This is a genomic window from Parasphingorhabdus marina DSM 22363 (genome assembly GCF_900128895.1).
Classification (GTDB): domain Bacteria; phylum Pseudomonadota; class Alphaproteobacteria; order Sphingomonadales; family Sphingomonadaceae; genus Parasphingorhabdus; species Parasphingorhabdus marina.
Genome location: NZ_FSQW01000001.1, coordinates 292,332 through 303,987, shown reverse-complemented (window position 1 = coordinate 303,987; position 11,656 = coordinate 292,332). Strand labels below are relative to the sequence as shown.

At 57.8% G+C, this 11,656-nt stretch carries 13 protein-coding genes; 6 read left to right on the top strand and 7 right to left on the bottom strand.

Features of this window, described 5'->3' with window-relative positions:
• The first annotated feature begins 63 nt into the window (after positions 1-63).
• Genes BUQ90_RS01570 through BUQ90_RS01560 form a run of 3 tightly spaced genes read left to right on the top strand, consistent with a single transcriptional unit; the run spans position 64 to position 2,506 of the window.
• Complete coding sequence (locus BUQ90_RS01570; RefSeq protein ID WP_074203402.1) at positions 64-1,227, top strand: class I SAM-dependent methyltransferase; 1,164 nt, start codon at positions 64-66, stop codon at positions 1,225-1,227.
• Positions 1,227-1,490, top strand: a complete 264-nt coding sequence (locus BUQ90_RS01565) for a hypothetical protein (RefSeq protein WP_074203401.1) — start codon at positions 1,227-1,229, stop codon at positions 1,488-1,490. The genes BUQ90_RS01570 and BUQ90_RS01565 overlap by 1 nt, the downstream gene beginning before the upstream one ends.
• Positions 1,487-2,506: a zinc-dependent alcohol dehydrogenase family protein gene (locus tag BUQ90_RS01560; RefSeq protein ID WP_074203400.1), complete on the top strand. Its 1,020-nt coding sequence runs from the start codon at positions 1,487-1,489 to the stop codon at positions 2,504-2,506. The genes BUQ90_RS01565 and BUQ90_RS01560 overlap by 4 nt, the downstream gene beginning before the upstream one ends.
• Position 2,507: 1 nt before the next feature.
• Here the strand turns inward: BUQ90_RS01560 and BUQ90_RS01555 are convergent, their stop codons facing one another.
• Positions 2,508-3,236, bottom strand: a complete 729-nt coding sequence (locus BUQ90_RS01555; protein WP_074204801.1) for a hypothetical protein — start codon at positions 3,234-3,236, stop codon at positions 2,508-2,510.
• A gap of 120 nt (positions 3,237-3,356) precedes the next feature.
• On the opposite strand from BUQ90_RS01555, the gene BUQ90_RS01550 reads away from it, so the two are divergent.
• On the top strand, positions 3,357-4,049 hold the full coding sequence (locus BUQ90_RS01550) for a hypothetical protein (RefSeq protein ID WP_074203399.1): 693 nt from the start codon (positions 3,357-3,359) through the stop codon (positions 4,047-4,049).
• Here BUQ90_RS01550 and BUQ90_RS01545 read toward each other — a convergent pair.
• The 5 genes from BUQ90_RS01545 to BUQ90_RS01525 are packed head-to-tail and all read right to left on the bottom strand — an operon-like array spanning position 4,046 to position 8,841.
• Complete coding sequence (locus tag BUQ90_RS01545) at positions 4,046-4,765, bottom strand: SDR family oxidoreductase (RefSeq protein ID WP_074203398.1); 720 nt, start codon at positions 4,763-4,765, stop codon at positions 4,046-4,048. The genes BUQ90_RS01550 and BUQ90_RS01545 overlap by 4 nt on opposite strands.
• On the bottom strand, positions 4,765-5,127 hold the full coding sequence (locus BUQ90_RS01540) for a hypothetical protein (RefSeq protein ID WP_074203397.1): 363 nt from the start codon (positions 5,125-5,127) through the stop codon (positions 4,765-4,767). The genes BUQ90_RS01545 and BUQ90_RS01540 overlap by 1 nt, the downstream gene beginning before the upstream one ends.
• Complete coding sequence (locus tag BUQ90_RS01535; RefSeq protein ID WP_074203396.1) at positions 5,124-6,368, bottom strand: class I SAM-dependent methyltransferase; 1,245 nt, start codon at positions 6,366-6,368, stop codon at positions 5,124-5,126. The genes BUQ90_RS01540 and BUQ90_RS01535 overlap by 4 nt, the downstream gene beginning before the upstream one ends.
• A complete protein-coding gene (locus BUQ90_RS01530) occupies positions 6,365-7,507 on the bottom strand; it encodes a nitrilase-related carbon-nitrogen hydrolase (protein WP_239447328.1) in 1,143 nt (380 codons plus the stop codon). Before BUQ90_RS01530 ends, BUQ90_RS01535 begins: the two co-directional genes overlap by 4 nt.
• A gap of 20 nt (positions 7,508-7,527) precedes the next feature.
• Positions 7,528-8,841 (bottom strand): MFS transporter, encoded by a 1,314-nt coding sequence (locus BUQ90_RS01525; RefSeq protein ID WP_074204799.1) that lies wholly within the window; start codon positions 8,839-8,841, stop codon positions 7,528-7,530.
• 211 nt (positions 8,842-9,052) lie between these two features.
• Here BUQ90_RS01525 and BUQ90_RS01520 point away from each other — a divergent pair, with 211 nt between their 5' ends.
• Positions 9,053-9,736, top strand: a complete 684-nt coding sequence (locus BUQ90_RS01520; RefSeq protein ID WP_239447327.1) for a hypothetical protein — start codon at positions 9,053-9,055, stop codon at positions 9,734-9,736.
• Positions 9,737-9,798: 62 nt separating this feature from the next.
• Here the strand turns inward: BUQ90_RS01520 and BUQ90_RS01515 are convergent, their stop codons facing one another.
• A complete protein-coding gene (locus BUQ90_RS01515) occupies positions 9,799-10,707 on the bottom strand; it encodes a DUF1838 family protein (protein WP_074203395.1) in 909 nt (302 codons plus the stop codon).
• A gap of 134 nt (positions 10,708-10,841) precedes the next feature.
• On the opposite strand from BUQ90_RS01515, the gene BUQ90_RS01510 reads away from it, so the two are divergent.
• Positions 10,842-11,651: an HpcH/HpaI aldolase/citrate lyase family protein gene (locus tag BUQ90_RS01510; protein ID WP_074204797.1), complete on the top strand. Its 810-nt coding sequence runs from the start codon at positions 10,842-10,844 to the stop codon at positions 11,649-11,651.
• Positions 11,652-11,656: the final 5 nt, after the last annotated feature.

Below are 11,656 nucleotides of genomic sequence, written 5' to 3'. Positions count from 1 at the left end.
TCCGGTGATACGGTCAGCCAGCGCAAAGGAGCACAGACCATGGGCGTGGAGTTACAGCATCCTATGAAACCCGAGTTGTCCCCGGACGAGGCGGCCCGCGGGCGGTTTGTATCGGGAATCCGGTCTTTCATTCTCAACGATCTCGCGGCGGACATGCGAACCGCCTATGACAAAAGGGCGGCTCCGGCCTTTGTGCGAAAAGCCGGGCGCCCGCCCGAAACCAGCAATGAAGCGCATCAGGCGCTGCGCGGAGATCCGGCGTTCAATATCTATTCGGCGATGCGGGTTCAGGCCCAGAAAATGGTGTGGAATGCGGCGGGTGCCGTTGTTGATCGTGACCTGGAACGGATGGAGAAGGAAGCGGCGGCTGTGGAAGCGGGGCCGGGCTCGGTCACGCTGGACCCCGATCTGGAAATCCCGCGCAATGTGGATGCGATTGAGGTGCACCTGATGCCAGGCAGCTATACGCGGGGCGGACCTTCGCTTGAGGCAGGCGCGGTCTATGACCAGGGGCTGGCGGTTTTTTCCATGGGCCTGATGGGCGCCAATCTCGATGATATCGGTCTCTCCATGGCCGCCTATGTGTCAGGCAAGTTCCCTGACTTCCGGCCCGAGCGCATTCTCGATACCGGCTGTACCATTGGCCACAATACCTTGCCCTGGAAACAGACCTATCCGGATGCGCATGTCGAAGCAATCGATGCGGCTGCGGGCGGTTTGCGCTATGCTTCGGCGCGGGCGAAGATGCAGGGCCAGGAGGTCCATTTCCGGCAGATGAGCGCAGATGCGCTGGACTATGAGGATAATAGCTTCGATCTCGTTTTCTCGTCCATGTTCCTGCATGAGCTGTCCAAAAAGACGCGCGCGCAGGCTTTTGCCGAAGCCAATCGGGTGTTGAAACCGGGCGGTCTGCTGTTGCACATGGAGCTGCCGCCCAATGACCAGATGAACGCATTTGACGGCTTCTATCTCGACTGGGACAGCTGGTATAACAGCGAGCCCTTCTACAAGGGCTATCGGGACGAAGACCCCAAACAGCTCTGCGAAACCGGCGGTTTTGCGGCCGATGACTATTTTCAGTTTGTTGTCCCCAGCATCGGCATTTACGGGGTGGATGCTGTGGCCGAAGCCATTGCAAATGAGGATGCCAATGCAGTCGACAGCGAAACCACCGGCCGCCTCGCCGAGGGGATCATGTGGTTTGGCTTCGGGGCGTGGAAGCGCTGATGGCTGAACCCGAATTCAAACCGGATGACACGCCCAAGGATCTGTACGGTCCGGATGGGCAACCGCAATTTTTCAATGATCCGGGCATGGACCGGTTTGTTGCTGTGGTGATGAACATGGCGCAGGAGATGTGGGTGCAGGAAGAGCGGTTGATGGCACTGGAAGGACTGGACGCTTCTTCGGAGGACCGGGAAGCGAAGCTGAAGCAGTTTATCGACCGTATTTTTGCGCCTTTGCGCGAATCGGGGAGTGACGAATCATGAAGGCCTGGCAAATCGGTCCGCGAAGCGGGATTGACGGACTGCAACTGGGAGAACTGCCTGATCCGGTGCCCGGAGCGGGAGAAGTTCTGGTGCGGGTTTCGGCCGCCGGCCTGAACTATCGCGACCTGATGGTCTTGCGCGGCGACTATGGCACCGATCTGCCTGCGGACCGGGTGCCGCTGTCGGACGGTGTGGGTGTGATTGAAGCTGTTGGAGATGGCGTATCAGGACTGGCCGCCGGTCAGCGGGTGCTCGCGCCGCATTTCGTGACTTGGCAGGATGGACCCTATGGGTTCGGTGTTTTTGCGCAGGATCTCGGGGTCACCGCCAATGGCTGGCTGGCTGAAATGATCTTGCTGCCCGCGGATGCGGCGATTGTCGTACCAGATTCGGTCAGCGACAACAGCGCAGCCACCTTCTCGGTGGTTGGCAGTACTGTGTGGCATGCGATGATGGCTTTTGGGGATGCGAAGCCGGGCGATCTTGTCCTGGCTCAGGGTACCGGTGGCGTATCGATTTTTGCGCTGCAGCTCGCCAAGGCCATGGGCATGAAGTTCGCGATCAGCTCGTCGAGTGACGAAAAACTTGCCCGGGCGAAAGATATGGGCGCGGATCACCTGGTCAATTACCGGGACCGGCCAGACTGGGCGGCCGCGCTGCTCGAATCAACAGGTGGCCGAGGCGCCGATGTGGTTGTCGATACGCTCGGTTTCCCGGCGATGGAACAGACGGTGGAAGCCTGTGCGGTCAACGCGAGGATCGGCACGCTGGGCGCCCTGTCGGGTACGCCGCAGGCCCAGTCCAGCGCCAGTCAGGGAGCGTTGATTGGCAAGAATATCACGATCAAGGGAATCGCCTCCGGCAGCCGCGACATGCTGCAAAAAGCGCTGGATGTTGTGACCGAAAACGGAATCGAGCTGCTGGTCGAAAGCGTATTTGAATTTGAAGCGGCAGCAGAGGCCTATGCGCATCTCGAAAGCGGGGCCCATATGGGCAAGGTTATGATCAAGGCCTGATCTACCGCTTCAACTCGACCAGTTCATACCAGGTCATCATGTAGCCGCCGACACCGCCCTGGACAAATATCCCGTCTTCGTCATCGGTGATCCACACATCATAGGGTGGGTGCTCGCCGGCCATGCCGCCGGTGCCAGGGACAATGCTGCTGTCATCGACAAATTGCAGATGTTTGCACTGGAAGGTTCCGGCAGGCACGGTGATTTCCTCCTTGCCGATATAGACGGCGCCGATCTTGACCTGGGCAATTTGCGGCGGTGTCGCGCCGCGATGATCGGGTGAGGGCAGGTAGCAATTGAGCAGGCGCTTGTCAGTTTCGTCCCAGTCCTTGGTCGACAGCATGAACCCGTCGGACACGATCGGGTGGGTGCCAAAGCCGTCAAGCGGCAGTTCCGCGGACACTTTTTGCGACAACCGGCCAATGGACGGGCCATAGCTTTGCATTTCGATCTGTTCACCATCGAACAGCATCCAGCCGGATCCCATAAATTCATCGCCAACGGTGAGCCGGACATGCAGATCCATCGGCTGGCGATTCTCGTCCATGGCGTAGATTATGTCCCGCATCACCGTGGGTTCGGGCTCATAGATCTCGCAATGGGCGCGCATGGTGACCTTGCCATCGCTGTGGTGGGTGAACATGAAGGTTTCAAACCCGCGGTTCTGTCCCTCCATTTCCGGCTTGCGCGAAGTATATTCCAGCCGCCCCTCGATGATGCGGTGTTTCATGCCTGTCTCCCAGCCTGTCTCATGGTCTTTCTTCATGCCAGCGCATTTTTCACTTGCCAAGTTAAATTTGTCCGGACAAATTAGGGGCAGAACAGGGATGGATGCGGAGGGACGCAAAATATGGAATTTCTGACAGCCAATGAACTGAGCATTTTGCGGTGGATTCATATTCTGGCGATGGTCTACTGGCTGGGCGGCGAATGGGGCGTGTTCCAGACCAGCTATCATGTGACCAATCGGGAACTGTCGCTGGAAGAGCGGCGGCGGCATATGGAAACGGCCTATCGCATCGATATTCTGGCGCGTACCGGCATTGTGCTGCTGCTTCCGCTTGGCCTGCACATGGGCAAGATTTACGGCTTTGTTCCGCTTCTCGACGGGGCCGGAATCTGGTGGATGTGGCTGTTCTTCGCGATCTGGCTCGCGATGACGTGGACGGCCTTTATCAAGCGCGAAACCGATATCGGCATCACGGTCACCATGCTCGAAGAAAAATTACGCTATCCGCTGATTCTCGCACTGATTGTGCTGACATTCATGTCATTCGGCGGCAGTGGCCCGATCGAGTCCGGACCGGGCAATTTCTGGTACCCGGCAAAAATGGGTCTGTACGCCTTTGCCTTGTGCATCGGCCTGTTCCTGCGGCTGGTCATGCGGCGATGGACCGAGCGGTTCCGGATCCTTGCACAAGGACCGGATGCCGAGCAGGAGGCAGCGCTCGAACGCGAGATCGGGCAGGCCCGTATTTCGGCCTATATCTACTGGATCACCATTGCCAGCGTCTGTTTCCTGGGAGCTGTGAAGCCGTTCTAGAACCGGATCATGATCTTCCGCGCCAGCGCCGGTGAAATGCTGTTTACCAGCTGAAGTATTTTTACCATTCCGACATTGGCTTCGTCGCGACCGCTCTCGACGGCCGCGACGATTTGCGCGGCGCATTCTGCCGATGACATTTTGTTGCCGTCACGAGCAGCGGTCATGTTGGTATCAACAACCGGCGGCAAGGCTTCGACCACATGGACAGAGCTGTCCTTCAGATTGTGGCGCAGCGCCTGGGTAAAGCTTCTCAGCCCGGCCTTGGTGGCGCAATAGACAGGACCGCCGCCGCGCGGCGCGATGGCGAGGCCGGACGTCACATTGACGATGGTGGCTTCGGGACGCGATTTCAGCTGCGGCAACAGGGACCCGATCAAGTGCATCGGTGCATTGAGATTCAGGAAAATCGCCTTGTCGGTAAAGTTCAGATCAAGCGGATCATCCGGACCGAAATTGCCTGCCATGCCGGCATTGTTGACGAGAATATCAATGTCTTCGCCCTGCAGCTCCGCCAGCAATCCGGCGCAACCTTCCGCCGTGGAGAGATCTGCGGAAACGGCGTCAAAACCTGCCTTGCGCGCCTGTTCCAGCCGCTCGGCATTGCGCCCGCAGACCAGCACACGGGCACCTTTTGATTGCAGCAGCCGGGCAATTTCGAGGCCAATGCCATCGGTTCCCCCGGTGACAATCGCGCGCTTTCCGGCAATCTGCATCAAATCTCCTTCAGTTCCTCGCTGATATGTTCGACAGGCGGTTCGGCTTGTTCCAGTTCCTCGACCATCTGCTGCGGACCCCGCATCACCCGGTAGATATATTCGCGGGCCATCGCACCGCGTTCATAGGCAGCATCGCGATCGGGCTCATAGCTGTCAATGTCGGAACGCGTAATGCTGCCCTTGCTTTCCAGCAGCCGTTCGACCGTGTCCAGTCGTTCACGCAATACCGATACCTCGCCGACAACCGCCATCAGGATCGACAGCATCCGCTCGTCTTCGGGATCGTCGAAATATTCCGGTCGTTTGCCTTTCGCCTTCTTGTTGGCGGCGGCCATCCAGTCAAAAGCCTGATCGGTCATTCTGCAGCCTCCTGCAGTTCATCGCGATTTTTCCAGGCGCCATAGGCATGCCAGAATGCGGCACGGCCATGATCTTCCCCTTCCTCGGTATCGGATTGCGGGAAGATTTCGGTATCGACCACAGCGCGGACCCCGGTTTCGAACAGCTCGCTGCGATCAAATCCCGCGCTGACCATTTCGTCTTTCATGTCGAGTGCATGCATGGAGGACCAGAAGGGTTCGTTATTGTTGAACGCGTCCCAGTCGCGGATGAACTGCTCGTAGAGCGGCATTTCGTCGGAATATTCCGGCTGTTCGAGATGCAGCATCAGGCCGTCATCGGCGAGCACCCGATAGCCCTCGGCCAGAATCTTTGGCAGTGCCTTGCCGCTGGTTTCGTGCAGGAACATCGTCGTCTGCACCCAGTCAAACGTGCCGTCATCCCAGCGGGACAGGTCTTCGGCATTGGCCTGAATGAACCGGATATTGGTTGCTCCGAGCGATTGCGCGCGAGCATGGGCATAGCGCAGGATCGGCGCGGCGGTATCGATGGCGATAAACTCACAATTCGGAAATGCCAGCGCCAGCGGGACGATATTGTGACCGACCGTGGTGCCGATATCCAGCACCCGGCGCGGTTCCCAGCCCGGGCGGGTTTCCCTGATCCACTTGACCAGTGCCTGCCCGCCACCATCAGTCAGCGCACCAAGACCGCCACCGGTTGTCGCGAATATTCCGCAATCATAATTGGCGCCGGCCGAGACATCTCCCGGCAGCTCTTCGCCATGATAGCTGCCCGGCATGCAATGGATGTCGACCGCACTCTGGTAGCGGGGTATTTCGATTTCCGGATGCAGTTCCAGCGTGTCCCGGCCCTCGTTAAACTGGCGCGCTTTCGCGTTGATTTCGTCAATCTGCCGCAGGACCATGGCCCGGCCATTTTGCTGGCGCATTTCCATCGAATTGCGTTTCAGCGCGGACCAGAAGCGGTGGAAGGGATCATCGTTCATTGCATGCCGGATCTCGAACCGGTCTTTCGGTTCGCGGCCATGGGTTTTCTGGAATGCCGGCAGAACCCGTTTGTCATAGGCCAGCTTGTTGCCCGGGCTCAGTTCACTCGCCATGAACTTGTTGAAGTTTGCGAGGAAGTTGAATCGCGCGATTTCATCGTGATTCGGTTCGGCCGACACCCCGTGGCGGGCTACGGCATTGTAGGGCGGGGGAACATCAAGTTTCTGATTTTCCGGAGTTTTGCTAGTCATATCAAACCATCCTTGATCATGCGTTCAATCGTTTGTTCCTGGGTGCGAAGAAAATAATCCCGATCTGGCGTCCGGATGTCATTGTCCTGGATCAAACCATCCGCCTTCTGGACCGACATTTCTCCGTAAGTGGCTGCGAACAGTTCCAGCCGCTGGCGGGCGAGAAAATTGGTCATGGCCGGCTTGCGTCTTGTCCGGCGCAATGCGTTGAGGTCAATATCGGCAAAGGCGGTAAAGGTTTCGCCGCTGTTGGATTCGGACATCACCCGGCCTTTGTAATCGACGATCATGCTGTTGCCGTCCGCCGACGCCAGCGGGAGGGCGCTGCCTTCAATGCCGGCGGTATTGGCCGAGATCACATAGGCCATGTTTTCCTGTGCCCGGGCGCGCTTGCCGACATCCTTGGGCGTGTCCAGCGGCGAACCGATTTCGGAACTGCTGTGCACGAATATTTCGGCACCGCGCAGGGCGTGAGCTCGGGCGATTTCCGGATAGAGAATTTCCTCGGACGCGATCGCAGCGAGGTTTCCGATTTCGGTTCGGGCGACCGGAAAAACGCCATCCAGTCCGTAGATATCGAGATATTTCGACCAGACATCATGGGGTGTCGGGGCGAACATGCTGTTGAGCCGGCGGTAGCGCAGTACGACATCACCGGACGGTGCCACGACAAAGCTGGTCTGAAAATAGATATCCGGGAAATTGGCGTCGACCTCGTAGGCATTGCCGGCGATGAACATGCCGAGCCGTTGCGCCATGGCTCCGAGCGCTTCATATTCCGGGCCATCAACTTCCAGCGCCGCCTTTTCCGCAAAATCCGGTATCGAAATACGTCCCGGATAACTGGTCAGGAGATATTCGGGGAGGACGGCCAGCTTCACCGGATTGCCCGCATATTGCTGGATGAAAATCGTGGCCGAGCGGATCTTTGTTTCGATTTCCCCGATCATGGCAAGCATTTGCGCACGCGCCTCTGTCCGATCAGCTGCTTTCTCGACAGACCGCGCGGCAAGTTGCATCGCGACGGCGGCATAATTGGTGGTTTCTGTCATATTGTCCTTGTCACTGCTCGTCATATCTTCGGTTGCGGTTCTTGCGAGAGCACCGGTAGCCATGGCGGCGCAAATTGCTGTTGCCATGAGTTGCCGGCGGTCGACATTCATGTCGCGGTCACTGCCTCCTCTGTGTCCGGTTCCTCTTCGGGTCGGCCAAAGGCTTCCGGATATTTGCCGAGGAGCAGCAGCAGTCCGCCACCGATGACATAGGCAAATATGGCGACCGTGAGAATCGAATCATAGCTGCCCTGGGTATCGCGAACCATGGCATAAAGGACCGGGGATACCGCAGAAGCCAGTCCAAACGGCATGTACAGCATGCCATAGATCTTGCCATAGTGCAGCATGCCGAAATAGCGGCTCGCCAGATAAGCGATCAAATCGCTTTCCGCGCCGGCCGCAAAGCCGAGCAGGAACCCGCCGATCGCAACAGGCAGAAAGGCCGTGTCTGTCCCGAGCAGAAGATAGCTCGAAATCGCCGGCAAACAGAGCAACGGGAATGCGACATATCCGGCCCAGAAGCGATCGAGCAGCATCCCGGTGATGATGCGGCCGGAAAGTATTCCGATCCCCAGAATCTGCATCACAGTGGCAGCTCTCTGGGAGGAAATGCCATGGTCGCTGAGGATCGGGACCATATTGATAAACGCGCCGCCAAAGGCCAGTGCGATGGTCAGAATGGACAGCCAGATCAGCCAGAAGCGATAATCGCGCAGGGCTTCGCCGAGGGTGACGCCGGTCAGTTTTCCGCCATTGCTGACAATCGCCTGGGGCCGCTCTTCGGGTCGCGGTTCGCGGAACAGCAAAAAACCGATCGGCAGGGCAATGAGCAGCGGAAATCCGGCGACAATGGCGAACATCGCCCGCCAGCCATGTTCCCGGATGGCCCATTCGGCCACCGGCGGTACGACGATAGCGGCGAGGCTGGTGCCGAGCAGCAATATGCCCAGTGCCAATCCCTTGTTCTTGAAAAACCACATGTTGATCGCCCGGCTCCAGGTTACAGGCGTGGAACCTATTCCGATCAGTCCGACCATCAACCAGAGCGCGTAATAGATATAGAGTGTCGACTGTGCGTTGGTGGTTGGGGTGAGGGCGATGGCCGCGAACGCGAGCCCAAAGGCCAGCAGTGATCCCAATGCAACCCGGCGCACACCAAACCGGTCGGCCATCCATCCGAAGGCTGGCGCAAGCAAAGCAGCGATCACGCCAAAAATCGTGATCGGGAACAGGATTTCCGTCCGCGTCCAGCCAAATTCTTCGGTCAGTGGCGCGACCGTGAAGCCAATGACATTGAACGGGATGGGGGATGCACCACAGGCGACACCCAGGACTCCGGCCAGCAGGACTTTCCAGCCCAGTGAAAATTCTCCGCGCTCTCCGGGAGCAGAAGCGATATTCGGGTTTGAACTGGTCATTTCGCTGTTTTGCCCCTCCGGCAGTGAATAGGCAAGGCACGGCCACTTTGCACAGTTGCCATCGCCATAAACCCCGTTGAAAACGATCATGTTTCTGAATTAGATTTGTCCGGACAAATTTACACGTTAAACAGGCTTTGGCAAGCGATTGATTCGCCTGCACCAGGCAATTCGCACAAACCGGGAATTCAGATCCGGCAGGGGAGTATCAATGGAATATTTCGCAATGAGCTATTACCAGCTGCTGGTCTTCATCCATGTCCTGCTGTTTGTGCTCTGGCTTGGGGCAGATGTTGGAGTGTTCATGCTCGGCCAGCATTTTCGCAAGCGGGACAAATATGATCTGCCGCAACGGCTCATCCTGCTGCAGCTGCTGGTCAGTCTGGACATGGTTCCGCGAACGGCCTGGGCACTGATGGTGCCGATCACGCTCACCATGGCGGATGCCGGCGGCTGGTGGGATCTGCCCGGCTGGGCCGTCATTCTGGCCTGGCTGGTGGGCGGTTTCTGGCTGTGGCTGGTCTGGGACGCGCATATCCATGACCAGACGGAGCGGGCTGCGCGTGACCGGATGATCGAATTCTTCCTGAAAATCGGCCTGACGCTCTTCTATCTGGGCCTGGGCATTGCTTCCCTGGCCAATGAAGCGCCACTGATCCCGGTCTGGCTGGCGACCAAGGCGCTGATGTTCGGTCTGATTTTCGCCGCCGCGATCATGATCGATGTGGCGTTCAAGCCGGTCGGTCCGCAACTGGGCAAGCTGATCGCCGAAGGATCATCGGACGAAACCGAAATCCCGCTTCTGAGGACAATGGACCGGACGCGAATCTGGGTCTGGATTGTCTATCTGCTGCTGCTGGCTACCGCTTTTCTCGGCAATGTGAAGCCGTTTTAAAAAAAGGGCCGGCGTTACAGCCGACCCCCAGGGAGAAAACTCTTTGAAATGCGAGGAAAGAGTTACTTCTTCTCTTTCTCGGCTGCCCGTTCCGCGTCGATCATTTTCTTGAATACGGTCCAGGTCGTTTCATTCTTGCGCGGATCATCGCCCGGGGGCGGTGCGGTATATTCCGGATAATTGAGCGCAATCTCGTCCTTGATCACCTTGGGCAGCTCGTCATAGCTTTTGAGCTTGGCGCCCATGGCATTGAACACCATCTGCCCCTGACGACCGCGCATCTTCATCCACGGCATCCAGTCCGAAATGCGCACCCAGCTGATCGTCGGATAAGCTGTCGGGTTGCGCGTATCGAGCATCTCGTCCGCGAGGAAGGCGAAATCGAAAATTTCCATCGCGTGATATTTGTTGCCGACATAATCCTGATAGTCGCCCGCCAGCACATTGTGGTAAAAGAGCGGCACTTCGAACGGCATGAACATCCACTTGCCCTGTCGGCGCAAGGTTGAAATTTTGTAAGGTTTGCCGTCGGCGCTGTACGGATAGTTGGGGCGGCTGTTTACCGGATCATTGGCAATCTGCATTACCTTGACCGTTTCGCCGGTCCAGGGATTGTCCCAGGTCCGCAGCACTTCATTGGTCTTGGGATCCAGATAGAACATCACTTCCCGGCTGACCTGCCGGTAACCGACACCCCGCTTTGGGTCCTCGATCCGCACACATTGGCGGATATTCATGCCCTCCCCGTTAAACAGCAACCGGTCCGGCTCGCCCTGAACCCGCGAATAGACGCGTCCGGACCAGTGATAGACAGCCGGTACGCCATCTGCTGTGCCGCACTGGGTCCGCTTCATGATTTCCAGGGCGTCTTCGGGCTTTTCGGGATCGAGGGTCCGCGCTGCGGCCGGCGCACCCATGATAAAGGCCAGCGCGGATGATGTCAGTGCCACATGTTTCAACATATTTCTCATTTCCCGATTCTCCCGGATAATTGGTGTCAGAGGACGCCAGTGACGATGCAATTATTTTCACTTTCTGGTTGACTTTAGATTTGTCCGGACAAATTGTGAAGGGGCAATATCAATCGCAGGGCAATTTGCTGTTCATGACCGGTTTTACCAATCTTCTTTTTGTGCCCGCCAATCGGCCGGAACGCTTTGAAAAAGCGGCTAATAGTGGCGCTGATCTGATTTGCATTGACCTCGAAGATTCGGTGCCGCCAGCGGAAAAAAGTACGGCCCGCGAATCCGTGGTCGAGGCCCTGACTTCGCTTGATCTTCCAAAGACGGCCGTTCGAATCAACGGTCTGAAAACGGAAGCGGGACTGACCGACCTGCTGGCCCTCAAGGCGGCTCCTCATTTACCGGCACTGCTGTTCTTGCCCATGGTCGAAAGCGCGACCGAGGTGGAAATAGTCCATGCCGTTTTGGGTGAACAGACGGCGGGACTGGTTCCGCTGATTGAGACCGTCCAGGGGTTGCGAAACGGGGATCAGATCGCTGCAAGTCCGGGAGTCAGCGCAATGATGTTCGGCGGAGGAGATTTGTCCGCTCAGCTCGGCACGAAGCTGGAGTGGGAGCCGTTGCTTGCCGCCAGGGGCGCATTCATTCTGTGCTGTGCCTCGGCCGGGGTCACGGCGATCGATGTGCCCTGGATAGATCTGGCCGATGACGCCGGCCTGAAGGAAGAATGCGCAAAATCGAAATCCCTCGGGTTTCATGCAAAAGCGGCCATTCATCCAAAGCAGATTGCCGCAATTGCGGATGCGATGCGACCATCGGCGGCGGAAATTGCGGAGGCGAAGGACGCCATTGCTGCATTTGAGGCAGCCGGCGGTCGGGCCATCAGTCATAATGGCCATATGCTGGAGGCGCCGGTCATGCAAAGATACCGGCATATCGTTGCCTCGGCATGATATGG